We start from the raw sequence: 18,222 nt of genomic DNA, 5'->3' as shown, positions 1-18,222 counted from the left end.
GCCTACATCAATCCACGCAGTGCCGTACCCGAAGCAGGCAGGGAATTTTGCCGATGGCTCAAGGGATGGCTGAGAGACGCCGCCGGGAATGCGGCGGAAGGTCCATCGGCACAGGGTCAATAGCAGGCAGGCGAAGCGGCACTGCCTGCCATGTCTCCCGTGGCGAAACATCGCCATGGATCACTGCTGGGGCGCTACAAAAATACTAGCTGCTTGCGCCCATGCTGATTAGCTCTGCTGGACTTTTGCCGGTTTTTGTATCAAACTGTTCCATCGATTTCGCTGATCCCTCGCTGATCCCTCAACCCGCCCTGGAGCATCCATGCCCGTTATTGCAGTCGTCAACCGCAAGGGAGGCAGTGGCAAAAGCACGCTCGCCGCGCACGTGGCCGCGTGGTGCGCGCGCAATGGCAGCTCCGTCATGCTGGGCGATGTAGACCGCCAGCAGTCGGCGCGAAGCTGGCTCAAGCGCCGCGACGCCGCGCTGCCCGCCATCGCACCTTGGGCTGTTGACCAGAAAAACATGCTGCGCGTGCCCACCGGCATCACGCACGTGGTGCTCGACACGCCGGGGGGCATGCACGGTTTTGAGCTGGCGCGCGTGGTGATGTTCGCCGATGTCATCGTCATGCCGGTCTGCAATTCGATATTTGACCGCGAATCGGCCGCACAGTGCCACGCCGAGTTGATGGCGATGCCGCGCGTGGCCAGTGGCCGCTGCAAGCTTGCCACGGTGGGCATGCGCATCGACGGACGCACCAGCGCGGCCAAAACGTTGCAGGCGTGGTCTGAAAGCCTCGGCATGCCCTTCCTGGGCGCCCTGCGTGAAACCCAGCTGTATGTACGCAGCCTGGAGCGCGGCATGACGATATTTGACCTGCCGGCCAGCGCTGCGGCGCAAGACCTGCAGCAGTGGCAACCGATCCTGCAGTGGCTGCGGCCCACGCTGTATCCGCCGCAAGCGGCCAACGACGCGCCAGAAAAAGGGCATGCCGCGGCACCGGCCAAAGCGCCGGTCCGGGCGATCGCGCCCCTGCCTTCGACCGCCGCAACGCTGGGTGCCCGCCCGCTCAACCCACCTCCCGCTGCCAAAGCCGCGTCTGCGCGCTTGGGCAGCTCATTGCCTAACAGCCTCATGCCCGCGCAGGAATCCCTGGTGCATGGGGCGCGCATGTCCTCACAAAGCACCGCACGCGCGGTCGGCAAGCCTGTGCAGATCAGCACGGCGCCAGCCTTGTCGCGCAATGTGAATTCTCCGGACGGCATGCAGATTCCGCATTTCCTCAAGCGCGGCACCTGAGCCACCCTCCCTGCCGGCGCACGGCGTCACGAAGGCGCCAGTTCCTTGCGCACTTCGTGCGCGGCCCGCACCATATTGCCTAGCGCCGCTTCGGTTTCCGGCCAGCCCCGCGTTTTCAGCCCGCAGTCGGGGTTGATCCAGAGGTTTTCCGCCGGGATCACGCTGGCGGCCTTTCGCAGCAGGCGCACCATGGCGTCCACGCTGGGAACGCGTGGCGAATGGATGTCATACACACCGGGCCCGATTTCATTGGGATAACTAAAACTGCCAAAGCCGCGCAGCAGTTCCATATCGGAGCGGCTGGTCTCGATGGTGATCACGTCGGCATCCATCGCGGAGATTTCCGGCAGGATGTCGTTGAATTCGGCATAGCACATGTGGGTGTGGATCTGCGTCGCGTCGCGAACGCCCGAAGCACTGATGCGAAAAGCCCGGGTGGCGGCCCGCAGGTAGGCGGCCCAGCTCACACGGCGCAGCGGCAGCCCTTCGCGAATGGCCGGCTCGTCGATCTGGATGATGCCGATGCCGGCTTTCTCAAGGTCCGCCACCTCGTCGCGGATGGCCCAGGCAATCTGCTCGCAGGTCAGACTGCGCGGCTGGTCGTCGCGTACAAAAGACCATTGCAGGATGGTGACCGGACCGGTCAGCATGCCTTTCATCGGCAACCTCGTCAGGCTCTGCGCATAGGCCGTCCATTCGACCGTCATGGGTGCAGGCCTGGCCACATCGCCGAAGATCACGGGCGGCTTGACGCAGCGCGAGCCGTAAGACTGCACCCAGCCGTTGGCGGTAAAGGCAAATCCATCAAGCTGCTCGCCAAAGTACTCGACCATGTCGTTGCGCTCCGCTTCGCCGTGCACCAGGACATCCAGGCCCAGCGCCTCCTGCTTGCGCACCGCCAGCGCGATCTCACCCTTCATTTTTTCACGGTAGCCCGCCGCATCGAGTTCGCCGCGTTTGAACGCTGCGCGCGCGGCGCGAATCTCCGCAGTCTGTGGGAAGGAGCCGATGGTGGTAGTGGGCAGCGTCGGAAGCGCAAAGCGCACACGCTGCAGGGTTTGACGCGCCGGAAATGGCGAGCTGCGGCAATCGTCACCCGCCACACTGCGCGCAAGACGCAGCGCCACATCGGCCCGGTGCACGCGGGGACTGCGGCGGCGCGTCRCAACGGCTGCGCGGGCGGAAGCAAGTTCCCTGGCAACCCCAGACGCCTCTCCCATAAACACCGCGCGCAACATGCGCAGCTCGCCCAGTTTTTCCACCGCAAACGCAAGCCAGGCGCGCAGCTCCTCATCCAGCGCGCTCTCGGCGGCAAGACTGAAGGGCACGTGCAGCAGCGAGCAGGAGGGCGCGATCCAGAGCTCCCCCTGGTGCCTGGCGGCCACCGCGCGCAGCTTCGCCAGCGCCGCATCGGGATCTGTGCGCCAGATGTTGCGGCCGTCGACAATACCCACCGACAGCACCTTGTGTGCGGGCAGCCAGTCGGCCACACCCACCAGTTCCTCGGGTGCACGCACGGCATCGACATGCAAGCCCGCCACCGGTAGCTGGCAAGCCAGCCTCAGGTTGTCGGCCAGCGGGGAAAAATAGGTGGCCAGCAGCAGCCGGGGTGCATTGCGGGCGAGCTGCGAATAGCTGCGCTCAAAGGCGTAGCGCCACTGCTCGGGCAAATCCAGGCCCAGGATAGGCTCGTCGATCTGCACCCACTCCACACCTTGCGCCTTCAGCCGCCCGAGAATCTGCGCATACACCGGCAGCAGTTTGTCGAGCAGGCTGAAGCGGTCAAAGCCGGGCTCTTCGCCGCCTGTCTTTTMCTTGCCAAGCCACAAAAAGCTCAGTGGTCCAAGCAGCACCGCCTTGACCCGGTGGCCGGCATCCTTGGCTTGCGCCACTTCATCGAAGAGGCGCTCTGAAGCAAGGCTGAATTGTGTGGCCGCACCGAACTCGGGCACCAGGTAGTGGTAATTGGTGTCAAACCACTTGGTCATTTCCAGCGCGAAGCTGCCGCCGCCAGTCTTGCTCTGTGCACAGCTGCAGTCCGTACCGTGGGGGTGGTCACCGCCGGTGTTCACACCTCGCGCCATCGCAAAGTAACGGCTCAATGCAGCTTCCTGGCCGGTAAAACCAAAGCGCGCCGGCTCGCAACCCAGCATCTGGAGGTGATTGGCCACGTGGTCGTAAAAAGCGAAGTCGCCTACCGTGACAAAGTCCAGCCCGGCTTCTTTCTGCACGGCCCAGTGCTGCTCGCGCAGGCCGGCGCCGACAGCTTCCAGTGCAGCCAGGTCAATCTCGCCGCGCCAGTGTTTTTCAAGCGCAAATTTCAGTTCCCGGTTCGCGCCCATGCGCGGAAAACCCAGGGTATGTGTGTGGACCATGTCAGTTATCTCCCAATGCAAATCACAGAAGAACGCATCGTCGGCCAGATTCAACTATTATTCAAACGAAAGATATTGCCATTCAACATGAAAATAATTGATTCTTTGATTGATCTGCTGATCGATCTGCAGGGAACTAACGATGAGCCTGTCCATCCTTGAACTGCGCCACTTGCGCACGCTGACCGCCCTGCGCGACAGCGGCAGCCTCGTGCGGGCGGCGCAGTTGCTCAACCTCACGCAGTCGGCGCTCTCGCACCAGGTCAAGCTGCTGGAAGACCGTTACGCCACGCCGCTGTTCGAGCGCAAGTCCGTCCCCCCGCAGTTCAGCACCACGGGCCTCAGGCTGCTGGCGCTCGCAGATGCCGTGCTGCCGCAAGTGGAGGAAGCCGAGCGGGATGTGGCACGGCTGGCGACGGGGCGTTCGGGCCAGCTGCGCATCGCGGTCGAATGCCACACCTGTTTTGACTGGCTGATGCCGGCCATGGACTCATTTCGCATCCGCTGGCCCGAGGTGGAGCTGGACATTGTTTCGGGCTTTCACCCTGACCCGATTGCACTCGTGCTGCAGGACCGCGCCGACATCGCCATCGTCTCGGAAGAAGACGCCAGCGAAGCCGTGGACTTCCACCCGCTGTTCCGCTTTGAAATCATGGCGCTGCTGGCGAACGGGCACCCGCTGACCGCAAAAGCGCACCTCACGGCCAGGGACTTTGCCAACCAGACCCTGATCACCTACCCGGTACCCGACGAAATGCTGGACGTGGTGCGCCAGGTGCTGGAGCCGGCCGGCGTCAAGCCCGCGCGCCGTACCACAGAGCTGACGATTGCCATGCTGCAACTGGTGGCCAGTGGCCGCGGTATCGCCGCCTTGCCCAAATGGGCGGTGCAAAGTTACCTTGACCGGGGTTACGTGACCGCAAGGCCGGTTGGCAAGAAAGGCCTGACAGGGCACCTGTATGTTGCGTGCACGCAAGCCACGTCAGGCCGGCCCTGGCTGGAAGACTTTGTGGCGATCACACGGGAAAGCTGCTTTTTGACGCTCAGCGAGATTGAACTTCTTTGAGAAAAAGGGCCCGTAGCGCTTTATAGATGCGCGCAAGCAGCTATTAAATTCATAGCATACCGGGAACAGGCGGGGAGCCGCTCCCTCTACTCAACCGCAGATCGAGTACACGCGGCAGGGCGTCTCAGCGGCGGCTCTGGCGCAGCTGGGCCAGCCGTTCAGCCATCGCATCGATGTCCAGCGCGTCTGCGGCATTGGCAAGGTAGGTTTCCAGATCCGCAATGGCCCGCTCGGGCTCGCCATGCGCGGCCCACGCCAGGCCGCGGTCGCGGTATTCGGTCCACGCTTCGGGTTGCAGAACGATCAGGCGGTCCTGCACGGGAATGAGGCGCTGCCAGTCTTCCTGCGTCTTGTGGATTTCCTTGAGGTTGCGCAGCATGCGGCTGATGATTTCGCGCGGCGGCGCCGATTGAAGATACAGGCCCATCGGCACCTCGAACTCTTCGTCCGCATTGCTGCGTTGCCGGAAGGGCTCCAGCCGCTCGGACAACTCTTCGCGGCTGAGTGACTGGCCGCTGAAGGGATCAATCACGACCTGGCCCTTGGGCAGGTTGACCTTGACCATGAAATGCCCGGGAAAAGCCACACCGCGGGCATTGAGGCCCAAGCCCAGGGCCAGCTCAAGCCACAGCACCGCCAGCGTGATGGGAATGCCGCGGCGTGTGCGCAGCACGGCATTCAGGTAGCTGTTGTCAGGGTCGTAGTAATCGTTGACGTTGCCGCCGAAGTTCAGGTCATGGAAGAAAAACTGGTTCAGTGCGCGCAGGCGCTGAAGCGCGGGAGCATCGGCAGGCAGACGGCGCTTGAGGCGTGCCAGCAGCTGGTCGACGTCGCCCAGCACCTGCTGGACGTCAAGGTCGGGGTATTCGTCCTGCGCCAGGCTGACGGCGGCTTCCAGCAGGGGAAAATGCTCGTCGCTTTCCACAAGGCTGGAGAAATACTGCAATGGAGACGGTACGGTCAGATTTAATTGCATACCCTACTGTCTCATAAACCGACGCAAAAAGGGAATCAAGGAATGCCCTTGAACAGTCAGAAAAAGGCGACAGCTCAATGTTTCAGGAGCTTTCGCACCTTCAGGCCCGACGCCCATAGCGCTATAAAATAAATAGCGCCCGATGCAAGCAGGACAAGCGCCAGCAGCCCTATTCTCTCCATGTACTGGCCCTTCAGGCCGACCCAGTTCACGGCCCCGGCAGCCCACAGCAGGAAAACCGCCAGCAGCGCACTCGCACCCACCACCTGTGCCGAAAACAGGCCCCAACCGGGTGCCGGCGTGTAGCTGCCGCGCCGCTTGAGCCCCCACAACAACCACAGCGCGTTGATGAGCGCACCGATACCGATGGCCAGCGCCAGCCCGGCGTGTTGCAAAAACGGCACCAGCGCCAGATTGAGCAGCTGCGTCACCACCAGTACCACCACCGCAATGCGCACCGGCGTCTTGATGTCCTGGCTGGCATAAAAACCTGGCGCCAGCACCTTGATGGCCACCAGTCCCAGCAAGCCCGCGCCGTAGCCCATCAAGGCCGTGGTGGTCTGCTGCACGTCGCGGTCGGTAAAAGCACCATAGTGATAAAGCGTGGCCACCAGCGGCTGGGCAAACGTCATCAGGGCCACCGCGCAGGGAACGGCCAGCAGCACCACGATGCGCAGGCCCCAGTCCAGCATGGCCGAATATCGCGCCGCATCGCCGGCGGCTTTGGCGGCCGAAAGCTGCGGCATCAGCACAACGCCGATGGCCACACCCAGCATCGCGGTCGGAAACTCCATCAGGCGGTCGGCATAGGTGAGCCAGCTGACGCTGCCGGGCGTGAGGTGCGAGGCGATCTGCGTATTGATAAGAAGCGAAATCTGCGCCACGCTGACACCCAGCAAGGCCGGCACCATGAGCCGGGTGATGTTCTGGGTGGCCGGGTCAGCCCAGGCCGCCTTGATCGCGGAAGGGTTCCAGCCGATGCGCGGCAGCAGCCCCAGCCGGAACAGCGCCGGCACCTGCACCGCCAGCTGGAGGATGCCGCCCACCATCACGCCGCCGCCCAGGGCGTACACCGGCTCAATCCCGTGGGCCTTGAACCAGGGGGCGCCCAGCCAGGCCGCCAGAATCATGGAAAGGTTGAGCAGTACCGGCGTGGCGGCCGGCACGGCAAACCGGCGCCAGGTGTTGAGCACGCCCGAGGACAGCGCCACCAGCGACATGAAGCCGATGTAGGGGAACATCCAGCGCGTCATGAACACGGCAGCTTCAAAGCCGCGCGCCTCCTGCTTCAGGCCGCTGGCCATGGCCCAGACCAGCACAGGCGCCGCGGCTACCCCGGCCACGCAGGTCAACAGCAACGCCCAGGCCAGCAGGGTAGCAACCCGGTCAATCAGGATTTTGGTGTCAGCGTCGCCGTTTTGGGCCTTGCTGGCAGCCAGCACCGGCACAAAAGCCTGGCTGAAAGCCCCCTCGGCAAACAGCCGCCGGAACAGGTTCGGAATGCGAAAAGCCACATTGAAGGCATCCGTCATGGCGCTGGCGCCAAAAGTCGAGGCAATCAGCAGTTCCCGCACCAGGCCGGTGATTCGGGAGACCAGGGTCAGAAGGGAGACGGTGGAGGCGGATTTGAATAGTGACACCCCGAGGAGTTTATAGCCCCGAGGTCACCACGCCCGGCAACGCCAGGCTTGCTCGGGAAAATCAGCCGGGAACACCCGGTTTTATGCACAAAATAGCCTGAAACCCTTATAGGACGAGCGCAAGCAGCTACTGATTTCATAGCAAAATGTTGCGCAAACCTCTTTCACCAGCATGAGCCGTGGAGCCGGCTTCGCCGGGCCACAGGCGGGCGGCCCCCTTGGGGGGCAGGGAATTACACGCAGTGAATGACCGTGGGGGCTATAATCGTGGGCTTTGCTGCAACATCCACAGACTCCTCCCCAGGATTAAAGGAATTTATATATGGCTACCGCCAAACCCAAGAAAAAGAACCCCCGCCTCGCGTCGGGCCGCAAACGCGTCCGCCAGGACGTCAAACTCAACGCTGCGAACACCTCGCTGCGCTCCAAATACCGCACCGCTGTGAAAAACGTCGAAAAAGCCGTTGCAGCCGGTGACAAAGACAAAGCCAAGGACCTGTTCGCCAAGGCCCAAAGCATTGTGGACACGGTTGCCGACAAGGGCATCTTCCACAAGAACAAGGCAGCGCGCGACAAGAGCCGCCTGTCCGCCAAGGTGAAAGCCCTGGCACTGGCCCCCGCAAAGGCCGCCTAAGCAATTAGGCAAATCGCCCGGACGGCATGCTCCTCACGGAAATACCGTCCGCCGTTTTGTAGGGTGCGCTGCAGCAAAGCAAAAAAGCCGTCGAAAGACGGCTTTTTTGTTGGCGCTTCGAAAACCTCAGTCTTTGCGCGGAGGGTCCGGAATTAAACAGGCTTCGGCCACCTGTAAATCGTTGTCTTTGGCAAAGTTGATGGCGAAGTCCCAGGCCATGGGCTCGGCCTCGCGCAGTTCCGAATTGACGACCACACACTTCACACCGTTGATGACGGTGGGCACGCACCAGGGGGAGTAGGTCAGGTGGCTGCCGGGCTGCGGGCCGCCCGGGCGGAAATGACTCATCACACCGCACAACCTGTCGGCCCAGTCGCTGGGCCGGAAGGTTTTGCCGTCGCGGGTAATACCCTGGATGAAGACTTCTTTGGCGGTGTTGGAGACCATCGGATGGAGGGTTTTTGCGCTGTCTGACGTGGGAAAGGGATCGTATTCGCCCCCATGCTGCACCGCACAACAATTCTATCGTATTTGTGACTCTTATATAAGACTTGCCGGGCAATTTTCAATGATGGGGACGCCCGGAGAAGCGCCGGGCGGAACCTGCATTGCAGTGATGCAGGATCGTCACAAAAGCCCGCAAACTCTGCGCCTAAAATCACTTCAGGCCCGCATCACCCGCTGCGGGCCTCCGATTTTCAGCCCTGTTACAGCCCTCGTTCCGGAGTCCTCCATGACCGCAGCCCTGCCCAAGCACATCGAAGCCGCCTCCCCTCACGTGATGAACACCTACGGCCGCCTGCCCATTGCGCTGGACCACGGCCAGGGTTGCCGCGTCTGGGACGTCAACGGCAAGGCCTACCTCGACGCGCTGGGCGGCATCGCCGTCAATACCCTGGGCCACAACCATCCCAAGCTGGTGCCCGCCCTGCAGGACCAGATCGCCAAGCTCATCCACAGCTCCAATTACTACCATGTGCCTTTGCAGGAAACCCTGGCGGCCAAATTGGTGGAACTGTCGGGCCTCGAAAACGTGTTTTTCTGCTCCACTGGCTTGGAGGCCAATGAAGCCGCGCTCAAGCTGGCGCGCAAGTTCGGCCACGACAAAGGCATTGAGCGTCCCGAAATCGTGGTTTACGAAAAAGCTTTCCACGGCCGCAGCATCGCCACGCTGAGCGCCACCGGCAACCCCAAGGTGCAGGCCGGCTTCGGCCCCCTGGTCGAAGGTTTCATCCGCGTGCCGCTGAACAACATCGAGGCGCTGAAAACCGCCACCGCCAGCAACCCCAACGTGGTCGCCGTGTTCTTTGAAGCCATCCAGGGCGAAGGCGGCATCAACAGCATGAAGGACGAGTACCTGCGCGACGTGCGCGCGCTGTGCGACGAGCGCGACTGGTTGCTGATGATCGACGAAGTGCAATGCGGCATGGGCCGCACCGGCAAATGGTTTGCCCACCAGTGGGCCGGCATCAAGCCCGACGTGATGCCGCTGGCCAAGGGTTTGGGCTCTGGCGTGCCGATTGGTGCAGTCGTTGCCGGCCCCAAAGCCGCGCATATTTTTGGCCCCGGTAACCACGGCACCACGTTTGGCGGCAACCCGCTGGCCATGCGCGCCGGCGTGGAAACCCTGCGCATCATGGAAGAAGAAGGCCTGCTGGCCAATGCCGTGAAGGTGGGTGATCACCTGCGCGCGGCGCTGGCCCGCGAACTTGCCGGTGAAAAAGGTTTGAAAGAAATCCGCGGCCGGGGCCTGATGCTGGGCATTGAATTGACGGTGCCTTGCGGCGAGCTGCTCGCCCGTGCCGCCGAAAACGGCCTGCTGCTGAGCGTGACCGCCGACACCGTGATCCGCATGGTGCCTTCGCTCATCATGACCACGGCCGAGGCCGACGAAGCGGTGGCCATTCTGGTTCCGCTGATCAAACAGCTGCTGAAAGAGAAGAACGCGTGACCACTGCGACCCCCTCTACCCCCGCCCCGGTTCGGCACTACCTGCAGTTCAGCGACCTGAACGCGGCTGAGTACGCTTACCTGTTTGAGCGCGCGGCCATCATCAAAAAGAAATTCAAGACCTACGAAAAACACCAGCCGCTGGTCGACCGCACACTGGCCATGATTTTCGAGAAAGCTTCGACCCGCACGCGCGTGAGCTTTGAAGCCGGCATGTACCAGCTGGGCGGCAGCGTGGTGCACCTGACCACTGGCGACAGCCAGCTGGGCCGGGCCGAGCCGATCGAAGACAGCGCCAAGGTCATCAGCCGCATGGTCGACCTGGTGATGATCCGCACCTTTGAACAAACCAAGATCGATCGCTTCGCGGAGCATTCGCGCGTGCCGGTCATCAATGGCCTGACCAACGAATTCCATCCCTGCCAGATCCTGGCCGACATCTTCACCTACATCGAGCATCGCGGCTCCATCAAGGGCAAGACCGTGGCCTGGGTGGGCGACGGCAACAACATGGCCAATACCTGGCTGCAGGCCAGCGAAATCCTCGGCTTCAAGGTGCATGTGAGCACGCCAGGCGGCTACGAAGTCGACCAGTCCATCGCCGGCATCCGTTCGGCCGAAAGCTACAAGGTCTTCAAGGACCCGATGCAGGCCTGCGCAGGCGCCGATCTCGTCACCACCGATGTGTGGACCAGCATGGGCTATGAAGCCGAGAATGAAGCGCGCAAAAAAGCGTTTGCCGACTGGTGCGTGGACACCGAGATGATGAAGGCCGCCAAGCCCGACGCCCTCTTTATGCACTGCCTGCCAGCCCACCGCGGCGAAGAGGTCGAAGCCGACGTGATCGACGGCCCRCAGTCTGTGGTCTGGGATGAGGCTGAAAACAGGATGCACGCACAAAAGGCACTCATGGAGTTCCTTTTGCTTGGGCAGCTCGCGTAACACGCGAGTGCAGGCGCAGAGCGCCGGTAGCCTGTTTCGGTGCAGGCTCATGTGCGCAAAGCGCACGTGAAGCGACCGCAGGCCGCGTGCGTGCGTTGGTGCCGCCTATATCGGCCAAAAGCCGCCCATCGCCGCCGGGACTGACGCGCATTTCGATCATCCTTCTTTCATCGCCGCAGGGCCAGATGACCGCCTGTGATCGGCTCAGGGCAACAAATCTGACCGACGAATGCAGGCAAACCGGCCTCAATCATTCCATGGTGATTTTTGCGGTCTTCACAATATCGCGGTACAGCGCAGCCTGAGGGCCGACGAACGCACGAAGTTCCCGCCCCGTCATCGGGGCGACCGTGATGCCGCCTTCCGCCAGCTTCGTGCGCACGTCGGGCTGTGCGAGCGCTTCCAGCAATGCCTTTTCATAAGCGGCCACGATAGAGGGGGCGGTTCCCGCTTTCAGAAACAGGCCTTGCCAGAGCGGGAGCGAAATCCCGTTGAAGCCCTCTTCCTCGCCAATGCGCCTGACATTCGGCAGTTGCGGGACGCGGGCACTGTCCGACACCGACAAGGCCTTGATCTTGCCCTCCCTGAGAAAGGGCATGGCCGTCGACATGACCAGCACCGCGCTGTCCACCTGGCCACCCACAAGATCATTCACGATCTGGGCACCACCACGGTAGGGGATATGCAGCATTTCCACGTTCGACCGCTTGTTGATGAGCGAGCCGTAGAGATGCTGCATCGTCGCAATTCCGGGCGTTGCGTAATTGAAATTGTCTTTCCCGCTTTTTCGCAGCGCGCCCGCCAGGTCGGAAAGCGTTGCATGGGGCGAACCCGCGGGGACCGCGAATACCAGGGGCACCGTGGTCATTCTGCCAACCGGCAGAAGGTCTTTCTCCCAATCAAGCCGGGTTTTCGGATTGACCATGGGCACAAGCACGGTGTCTGTGCCTCCCATGTAGATGAGGTTACCGTCAGCAGGCGCATTGAGCACCTTTTGCGCGGCAATCATGCCGCTGGCGCCCGCAACGTTCTCGACGATGACCTGGCGCCCCAGGCGCTTTGACAGCTCGGCACCCACAACCCGGGCGACCAGGTCGGCACTGCCGCCGGCAGAGTAACCGACGATCAGCGATACAGGCTTGTCCGATTGTGCGCGGCCAATGCCCGGTAATAACGCGCTGGCGCCCAGCAAGGCCAGCTGCTTCAACAGCCTGCGGCGTCCGGCCCGCTGGCAAGCAAAAAGATCTTCCATGACGTGTCTCCATGTTTTATATACCCACCGAATGCAGGTGAGAATATTGTATTTATATTTATTGTAACTTGTACTGTTTTTTATTTTTTCCATATAAAACATAGAATTACATAAATACAATATGTATCAATCTAAATTTAATAGCGCTCCCCGACAGGTTTGCCGCGTCATAACCCAAGCCCTCCCATGAATACCAGTATGTTTGAATCATTTATTACCCGCCACTGGTTCAGCGGCGAAGCCAAGCGCATCTGGAGCGACAGGGCCACCTTGCAGACATGGCTCGATGTCGAAGCAGCACTGGCTCATGCCCAGGCCGAGCTCGGCGTCATTCCCGCCGAGGCTGCGCAAACCATCGGCAAGAAAGCCGATGCCCGGCTCTTCGATCTGGAGCGCCTGTCCAGGGACATTGCGTTTGCACAACATCCACTTGTTCCCGTCCTCTCCCAGTTCGAAGCGCTGTGTGGCGACCCGGCAGCAGGCTATATCCATTGGGGGGCGACGACGCAGAACATCTTCGATACCGCAAGTTCACTGCAGATGCATGAGACACACCATTTGTTGACGGGTCATCTGGATGGAGCCATCACCGCACTTGGCAGGCTGGCGCAGGAACACCGGGCAACGGCAATGGCTGGCCGCACACACGGCCAACACGCATTGCCGATGACGTTCGGTTTCAAGCTGGCCGGCTGGATTGACGAACTGGATCGGGACCGGGACCGCTTGACGCGGCGCCTGGCGTCGTCGTTCGTCGCGTGCATGGGCGGTGCGATAGGCACTTTCGCGGCGATGGGCGACAAGGGCCGCGCCGTGGAGGCCCGCATGGCTGAGCGGCTCGGGTTGACGCCGGCCGGACTGCCAAGCCGCTCGTCCTACGACCGCGTATGCGACTACATTTCGGCACTGGGATTGCTTGCAGGTACTGCGCAGAAAATCGCGCAAGACGTCGTATTCCTGCAGCGCACGGAAATCGGGGAGGTTGCGGAAGCGTTTCATATGGGCAAGGTAGGCAGCTCGACCATGGCGCAAAAACGCAATCCTTCCACCGCGCTGCTGCTGGTCAGCCTTGCGCGCATGATGCGGATTCGGGTACCTGCGGCCCTTGAAGCCATGGTGCGCATGGACGAAGGCGATTCGTCGGCAACCAACGTGGCCGACACCCTGCTTCCAGAAATCGCCATCATCTCGGCGTCCATTGGCGAAACCCTTGCCAGGCTGGCAAAGGGCCTCACGGTAAACGCCGAGGCGATGCGGCACAATCTTGAACTGTCGAATGGCCTGATCGCTTCGGAAGCCGTCATGATGCGGCTGACCAGGCTGATGGGACGCCACGAGGCGCACAAGATTCTCTACGAAGCAGCGCAGCGGTCCCAATCCGAAGGGGTTCCGTTTATAACAACCATCAGTGAGCACCCGATGCTTGCAAAGCATGGGCTTCCTGAGGGCCTGGCCCAGGCACTTGTAGCAAGCAACTATGTAGGCGAATCGGCGGCCATCACGATTGAGACGGTCGAGCGCGTGACGCGACCTCGATAGCGGTCAAACTAAAAGGGACACCTTGTGCCTAAAACTCTCTGCGTTGGCATCGTCGGTTACGGCTATGCCACCAAAACGTTTCATGCACCTCTGGTAGCAGGAATCCCGGGGCTCAGACTTGCCGCGATTTCAAGCAGCGACCCTTCCAAGGTGTATGCCGACTGGCCCGATGTGCAGGTCGAAGCAACTGCAGAGGCGCTTTTTGCGCGTCCGGACATTGACCTTGTGGTGGTCCCAACACCCAACGACACACATTTCCCGCTCGCTTGCGCAGGGCTGGCCGCAGGCAAGCACGTGGTGGTCGACAAACCCTTTACGGTCACGTGGGAAGAAGCACGGCAATTGCAGGCAAAAGCGCAGGCCGCCGGGCGCCTGCTCTCCGTCTTCCACAACCGTCGCTGGGATGCAGACTTCCTGACGCTGCGCCAGGTCATTGCCTCCGGTGAACTGGGGCAAATCGTTCATTTTGAATCCCACTTCGACCGTTACCGGCCGGAAGTGCTTGGCCGTTGGCGCGAGCAAGCCGATACGGGCGGCGGACTGTGGTACGACCTTGGAGCCCATCTACTGGATCAGGCGCTGCAGATATTCGGGCTTCCCGAATCGATTGCGCTCGACCTCGCGCAGCAACGCGATGGCGCAAAGACTCCCGACTGGTTTCACGCCGTGTTGCGCTATGGCCAACGCCGGATCATTCTGCATGGCAGCGCGCTGGCGCTGGCCCCGGGGCCGCGCTTCACAGTGCATGGAAGCCGGGGCAGTTTCGTCAAGACGGGGCTTGATCCACAAGAAAATGCGCTGAAAGCCGGAAAGCGGCCTCCGGCGCCGGACTGGGGAGTTGATCCCTTGCCTGCCGAGGTTTCAGTTTGGACTGACGGCGCTTGCGTAAGGCGAGAAATGAACTGCGCTGCGGGTGACTACCCTGCCTACTACAGCGCAGTACGCGATGCCATCCATGGCAAGGGAGCCAACCCCGTCACCGCTCATGAGGCGATGCAGGTCATCGGTTTGATTGAGCTGGGACTGCGGAGTGCGCGAGAGGGTTGCACCATACCCGTTTCCGCCGTCGAATTCCAGGCGTGACAGCACGCGTTCGAAGAAATCTCAGGGCCCGGTGGCAAACGCCTGGCTGCGAGCCCTAACGGGCTTCTGTAAACCCTGCCCATGCGGCTCACCGGCCATCGGCAGGGTGGCTATCGATTGGCCAGCGTAGGTTGTGACGGGAATCAGGCATACGCCATAAGGGATGGAGGGGTCGGCCCATCGTGCATTGATGGCCTGGTGCAAATACTCGACCTGATCGGCCACGCTGCATCCGATCGTGTCAAAGAAGTTGGCGTGCTCGTTCGCAAGATCCGTACGCCCCAGCAACACCACACTCAGCAGTGCGGGTATGCCAACGCCGGCCTCTCGCAGCAGTTCCCGGAATCTGGCGCCATCCTCGATGCCCCATGCCACCAACGCGGTGAAAGGTAACTGCCCCGAGGCATCCAGACTGGCCGTGATCATCCCCACAAGCGCCGCTTCGTAGTTCTCATCAGGCAGGTGCGGCACGGTGATCGCCTGAAGCTCAATTCCTGCCAGGGTGGCCTGCAGGTAGTCGAACCGCCGCCGTCCCATCTGGGTTGCCAGAAAGGGGTGCGACGTTGTTGCGTATGCAATGCGGCGATGGCCTTGCTGCTGCAAAAGCGTGACGGCCGTAGCCAGCGGCTCCCCCCATTCCATGCCGACCACCTCGACATCGGCCCCCGCAAGCGCCGCACCATCCACGGCCAACACATCGCATTTCTCTTTCAGCGCTGCCAGCAAGTCAATCGTGATGGTTTTGTAGCTCGACTGAACCACGCAGGCGTCAAAGCGGGGCGAGCCCTTCAGGATGGTCCGCGCGTGGGCGGGATCGGTGTAAGACACTTCAAGTACTCGGTGGCCATCGGCGGTAAAGCGGCGCTGCAGCCCTTCTATCAGCACACGTCCGCGGGTAATGCTGATGGAACGGCGCAGCAGCAGCACGGACCTGCCGGCCGATGGTTGGGCGCCCGGAGTGGCACCGGCGGCTTCACCCTCCACACGAAAATAGGTGCCACGGCCTACCTGCGATGCAATCAGCCCCCTGGCTTTCAAGCCCTGGAAGGCCCGCTGAATCACCATCTGGGACACCGCGAACCGGCGCATCAAGTCGCGGATCGTCGGAAGGCGGTCCCCGGGCTGGGCAGTACGTGCCAACTCTTCGAGGTACTGTTCCAGATCAGATGCTGTATTGCTCATATACATACAATACAACACATTTCACGGCAATATCATTCGCTAAAGCCGGAGTCATGGCAGCCCCGGCTCGTGCGCCTCAACCGCGGCCCACAAACGGCATCTTTGTGGCCATGATGGTCATGAACTGCACATTGGTCGACAACGGCAACGACGCCATGTGAACCACCGCATCGGCCACTTCCTTCGCATCCATCATCGGCTCAATGGCGATCTCGCCGTTGGCCTGGGGCACGCCCTTGGCCATGCGGGCCGCAAGTTCCGTCATGGCATTGCCGATGTCAATCTGGCCGCAGGCAATGCTGTACTTGCGCCCGTCCAGAGAGATCGACTTGGTCAGGCCCGTGATGGCATGCTTGGTAGACGTGTAAGGTGCCGAATTGGGCCGCGGCGCGTGGGCCGAAATCGAGCCGTTGTTGATGATGCGGCCGCCCTGGGGTGACTGGTCTTTCATCAGCCGGATGGCCGCCTGCGCGCAGAGGAAGGAACCCGTCAGGTTGATGTCGACCACATTCTTCCATTGCTCAAATGTGAGGTCCTCAATGTTGATGGCCGGCGCGCCCACGCCGGCGTTGTTGAACAGCAGGTCAAGCCGACCGAATTTTTCCTTGACCTTGGCGAACGCCGCCGCCACGGATTCAGGCTGGCTCACGTCGGTCGGCAGCGCCAGCGCGCGGTCCGTGCCGCCCTCTTTGGCGACCTCATTGAGCGGTTCAGCACGGCGGCCCACCAGCGCCACGCTGTAGCCTTCACGCAGCAGGGCCAGGGCCACAGCCTTGCCAATGCCGGTGCCCGCRCCGGTGACGAGTGCGACTTTGCCGCTGGACTTGTTCTCGGAATTCATGGTGTGCCTTTGTCTCTTTGAAGGGGTTGTAAAGGTGTTCTGGTAAATCGATGCAGCAATGAGCGCCACAAGCGCGAATTGTGCCCCAGGCCGGCGAACTGCACAGAGCGTTCCTGACTCGCACGCCACTCACTCTTCACCAAGTACTTTAGGTTTCAACTATTTTTGGGATTGTTGGAAATAACCGACACCACGGCATTTTTGCCGGTGCTACCTTTGGATGCATGCCTGCCTCCATCACATCCACGCCGCGCAAACTCTGGGACATCTCGCCATCGGTGGACGAAAGCGCCGCTGTGTTCCCCGGTGACACAGCCTATTCACAGCAGCTGCATTTTTCGCTCTCACCCGGTTGCCCCGTCAACGTCAACAGCATCACGCTGTCGCCGCACACCGGTGCGCATGCCGATGCACCGCTGCACTATGCCAATGGCGAGGCCAGCATCGGCGAGGTGGATCTCGCCCCTTACCTTGGGCCTTGCCGCGTGATTCATTGCATGGACTGCGGCCCGCTGGTGTTGCCTCAGCACATTGCCCATGCGCTGCATAACCTGCCGGCGCGCGTGCTGCTGCGCACCTCACACGCCGCCAGCCAAAGCTGGGATTCATTTACGGCGGTAGCGCAAGAAACGCTTGCACTTTTAGCTACAAAAAACATAGCTTTGATCGGCATCGACACCCCCAGCGTGGACCCGGCCACGAGCCAGGACCTGCCCAGCCATCACCAGTTGCTGGCGCACGGCCTGCGCGTGCTGGAAAACCTGGTACTCGACGACGTAGCCGAAGGAGACTATGAACTGATCGCCCTGCCGCTCAAACTGGCCCGGGCCGATGCCTCACCCGTTCGGGCCATCCTGCGCGAACTTCCTGAAGAAAAAAGATGACCACTCTCCAAGACTGCCGCGCCCTCGATGCGCAAGACCCGCTGCGCACGTTGCGCCAGCAGTTCATCCTGCCCGAAGGTGTGATCTACCTCGACGGCAACTCGCTGGGCGTACTGCCCAAAACAGCCGCAGCGCGTGTGGCCGAAGCTGTGACGGCCGAATGGGGCCAGGGCCTGATCCGCTCCTGGAACAGTGCCGGCTGGTTTGGGCTGCCGCAGCGCCTGGGCAACAAGATCGCGCAGCTGATAGGTGCGGAGCCCGGCGAAGTGGTGGCCACCGACAGCACCTCCATCAACCTCTACAAGGTGCTGAGCGCCGCGCTGCACATCGCCGCGCAAGACGCGCCCGCGCGCAAGATCATCGTCAGCGAGCGCAGCAATTTCCCGACCGATCTCTACATCGCCGAGGCGCTGTGTCGCGAGCGCGGTTACCGCCTGCAGCTCGTCGAGCCCGAAGAAATCACCGCCGCGCTCACGGCCGAAGTCGCCGTGCTGATGCTGACCCACGTGAACTACCGCACCGGCGCCATGCACGACATGGCCGCGGTCACTGCCGCGG

General features: G+C 61.8%; 16 protein-coding genes and 1 pseudogene. 10 read left to right on the top strand and 7 right to left on the bottom strand.

All coding sequences use genetic code 11. The features are described 5' to 3' along the window. Positions 1 to 322 precede the first annotated feature (322 nt). Positions 323 to 1,300, top strand: a complete 978-nt coding sequence (locus AC1D0Z_RS09020; RefSeq protein WP_477657908.1) for a division plane positioning ATPase MipZ — start codon at positions 323 to 325, stop codon at positions 1,298 to 1,300. A 26-nt stretch (positions 1,301 to 1,326) separates the two neighbouring features. Here the strand turns inward: AC1D0Z_RS09020 and metE are convergent, their stop codons facing one another. After that, the gene (gene metE, locus AC1D0Z_RS09015; protein WP_477657907.1) at positions 1,327 to 3,675 is read right to left on the bottom strand and encodes a 5-methyltetrahydropteroyltriglutamate--homocysteine S-methyltransferase; all 2,349 of its coding nucleotides are present in this window, start codon (positions 3,673 to 3,675) and stop codon (positions 1,327 to 1,329) included. Positions 3,676 to 3,690: 15 nt separating this feature from the next. Between metE and AC1D0Z_RS09010 the strand changes: the two genes are divergently transcribed. Together AC1D0Z_RS09010 and AC1D0Z_RS09005 are read left to right on the top strand one after the other, a co-directional pair. Then, positions 3,691 to 3,837: a hypothetical protein gene (locus AC1D0Z_RS09010; protein ID WP_477657906.1), complete on the top strand. Its 147-nt coding sequence runs from the start codon at positions 3,691 to 3,693 to the stop codon at positions 3,835 to 3,837. Further along, on the top strand, positions 3,818 to 4,741 hold the full coding sequence (locus AC1D0Z_RS09005) for a LysR family transcriptional regulator (RefSeq protein WP_477657905.1): 924 nt from the start codon (positions 3,818 to 3,820) through the stop codon (positions 4,739 to 4,741). Before AC1D0Z_RS09010 ends, AC1D0Z_RS09005 begins: the two co-directional genes overlap by 20 nt. A 124-nt stretch (positions 4,742 to 4,865) precedes the next feature. Here AC1D0Z_RS09005 and AC1D0Z_RS09000 read toward each other — a convergent pair whose 3' ends face one another. Then, positions 4,866 to 5,717: a SirB1 family protein gene (locus tag AC1D0Z_RS09000; protein WP_477657904.1), complete on the bottom strand. Its 852-nt coding sequence runs from the start codon at positions 5,715 to 5,717 to the stop codon at positions 4,866 to 4,868. 74 nt (positions 5,718 to 5,791) lie between these two features. Further along, a complete protein-coding gene (gene murJ, locus AC1D0Z_RS08995) occupies positions 5,792 to 7,357 on the bottom strand; it encodes a murein biosynthesis integral membrane protein MurJ (protein WP_477657903.1) in 1,566 nt (521 codons plus the stop codon). A gap of 322 nt (positions 7,358 to 7,679) precedes the next feature. Between murJ and rpsT the strand changes: the two genes are divergently transcribed. Then, positions 7,680 to 7,991 (top strand): 30S ribosomal protein S20, encoded by a 312-nt coding sequence (rpsT, locus tag AC1D0Z_RS08990; protein ID WP_007864125.1) that lies wholly within the window; start codon positions 7,680 to 7,682, stop codon positions 7,989 to 7,991. A 126-nt stretch (positions 7,992 to 8,117) separates the two neighbouring features. Here the strand turns inward: rpsT and AC1D0Z_RS08985 are convergent, their stop codons facing one another. Next, on the bottom strand, positions 8,118 to 8,438 hold the full coding sequence (locus tag AC1D0Z_RS08985) for a DUF3579 domain-containing protein (RefSeq protein ID WP_411885285.1): 321 nt from the start codon (positions 8,436 to 8,438) through the stop codon (positions 8,118 to 8,120). 286 nt (positions 8,439 to 8,724) lie between these two features. Here AC1D0Z_RS08985 and AC1D0Z_RS08980 point away from each other — a divergent pair, with 286 nt between their 5' ends. Together AC1D0Z_RS08980 and argF are read left to right on the top strand one after the other, a co-directional pair. Further along, positions 8,725 to 9,942 (top strand): acetylornithine/succinylornithine family transaminase, encoded by a 1,218-nt coding sequence (locus tag AC1D0Z_RS08980; RefSeq protein WP_477657902.1) that lies wholly within the window; start codon positions 8,725 to 8,727, stop codon positions 9,940 to 9,942. Then, positions 9,939 to 10,883, top strand: coding sequence for an ornithine carbamoyltransferase (gene argF / locus AC1D0Z_RS08975; RefSeq protein WP_477657901.1), 945 nt, complete (start codon positions 9,939 to 9,941; stop codon positions 10,881 to 10,883). Before AC1D0Z_RS08980 ends, argF begins: the two co-directional genes overlap by 4 nt. A 250-nt stretch (positions 10,884 to 11,133) precedes the next feature. On the opposite strand, the gene AC1D0Z_RS08970 is transcribed toward argF, so the two are convergent. Continuing rightward, positions 11,134 to 12,237 (bottom strand): Bug family tripartite tricarboxylate transporter substrate binding protein, encoded by a 1,104-nt coding sequence (locus AC1D0Z_RS08970; RefSeq protein WP_477657900.1) that lies wholly within the window; start codon positions 12,235 to 12,237, stop codon positions 11,134 to 11,136. Positions 12,238 to 12,321: 84 nt separating this feature from the next. Between AC1D0Z_RS08970 and AC1D0Z_RS08965 the strand changes: the two genes are divergently transcribed. Both AC1D0Z_RS08965 and AC1D0Z_RS08960 read left to right on the top strand, forming a co-directional pair. Next, positions 12,322 to 13,674, top strand: coding sequence for a class-II fumarase/aspartase family protein (locus AC1D0Z_RS08965; RefSeq protein ID WP_477657899.1), 1,353 nt, complete (start codon positions 12,322 to 12,324; stop codon positions 13,672 to 13,674). A gap of 24 nt (positions 13,675 to 13,698) precedes the next feature. Further along, entirely contained in the window at positions 13,699 to 14,757 is a 1,059-nt protein-coding gene (locus tag AC1D0Z_RS08960) for an oxidoreductase (protein WP_477657898.1), read from the top strand. A gap of 21 nt (positions 14,758 to 14,778) precedes the next feature. On the opposite strand, the gene AC1D0Z_RS08955 is transcribed toward AC1D0Z_RS08960, so the two are convergent. Both AC1D0Z_RS08955 and AC1D0Z_RS08950 read right to left on the bottom strand, forming a co-directional pair. Next, a complete protein-coding gene (locus AC1D0Z_RS08955) occupies positions 14,779 to 15,939 on the bottom strand; it encodes a GntR family transcriptional regulator (RefSeq protein ID WP_477657897.1) in 1,161 nt (386 codons plus the stop codon). Positions 15,940 to 16,015: 76 nt separating this feature from the next. Continuing rightward, positions 16,016 to 16,780: an SDR family oxidoreductase gene (locus AC1D0Z_RS08950; RefSeq protein WP_477657896.1), complete on the bottom strand. Its 765-nt coding sequence runs from the start codon at positions 16,778 to 16,780 to the stop codon at positions 16,016 to 16,018. 224 nt (positions 16,781 to 17,004) lie between these two features. On the opposite strand from AC1D0Z_RS08950, the gene kynB reads away from it, so the two are divergent. Both kynB and AC1D0Z_RS08940 read left to right on the top strand, forming a co-directional pair. Continuing rightward, positions 17,005 to 17,664, top strand: a complete 660-nt coding sequence (kynB, locus tag AC1D0Z_RS08945; RefSeq protein ID WP_477657895.1) for an arylformamidase — start codon at positions 17,005 to 17,007, stop codon at positions 17,662 to 17,664. Further along, positions 17,661 to 18,222: pseudogene (locus AC1D0Z_RS08940) on the top strand (kynureninase); the annotation flags it as partial. The gene kynB and the pseudogene AC1D0Z_RS08940, both read left to right, overlap by 4 nt.

The organism is Polaromonas sp. P1_E3, assembly GCF_056405935.1.
The sequence above is the reverse complement of the archived record's forward strand: the minus strand, read 5'-3'. Positions and strand labels throughout refer to the sequence as shown.

Bases quoted from the DNA above. Each gene is read 5' to 3' on its own strand.
- AC1D0Z_RS09020 (WP_477657908.1), top strand. From the start codon at position 323: ATGCCCGTTATTGCAGTCGTCAACCGCAAGGGAGGCAGTGGCAAAAGC.
- AC1D0Z_RS09010 (WP_477657906.1), top strand. From the start codon at position 3,691: ATGCAAATCACAGAAGAACGCATCGTCGGCCAGATTCAACTATTATTC.
- AC1D0Z_RS09005 (WP_477657905.1), top strand. From the start codon at position 3,818: ATGAGCCTGTCCATCCTTGAACTGCGCCACTTGCGCACGCTGACCGCC.
- AC1D0Z_RS09000 (WP_477657904.1), bottom strand. From the start codon at position 5,717: ATGCAATTAAATCTGACCGTACCGTCTCCATTGCAGTATTTCTCCAGC.
- rpsT (WP_007864125.1), top strand. From the start codon at position 7,680: ATGGCTACCGCCAAACCCAAGAAAAAGAACCCCCGCCTCGCGTCGGGC.
- AC1D0Z_RS08985 (WP_411885285.1), bottom strand. From the start codon at position 8,438: ATGGTCTCCAACACCGCCAAAGAAGTCTTCATCCAGGGTATTACCCGC.
- AC1D0Z_RS08980 (WP_477657902.1), top strand. From the start codon at position 8,725: ATGACCGCAGCCCTGCCCAAGCACATCGAAGCCGCCTCCCCTCACGTG.
- AC1D0Z_RS08970 (WP_477657900.1), bottom strand. From the start codon at position 12,237: ATGTTTTATATGGAAAAAATAAAAAACAGTACAAGTTACAATAAATAT.
- AC1D0Z_RS08965 (WP_477657899.1), top strand. From the start codon at position 12,322: ATGAATACCAGTATGTTTGAATCATTTATTACCCGCCACTGGTTCAGC.
- AC1D0Z_RS08955 (WP_477657897.1), bottom strand. From the start codon at position 15,939: ATGAGCAATACAGCATCTGATCTGGAACAGTACCTCGAAGAGTTGGCA.
- kynB (WP_477657895.1), top strand. From the start codon at position 17,005: ATGCCTGCCTCCATCACATCCACGCCGCGCAAACTCTGGGACATCTCG.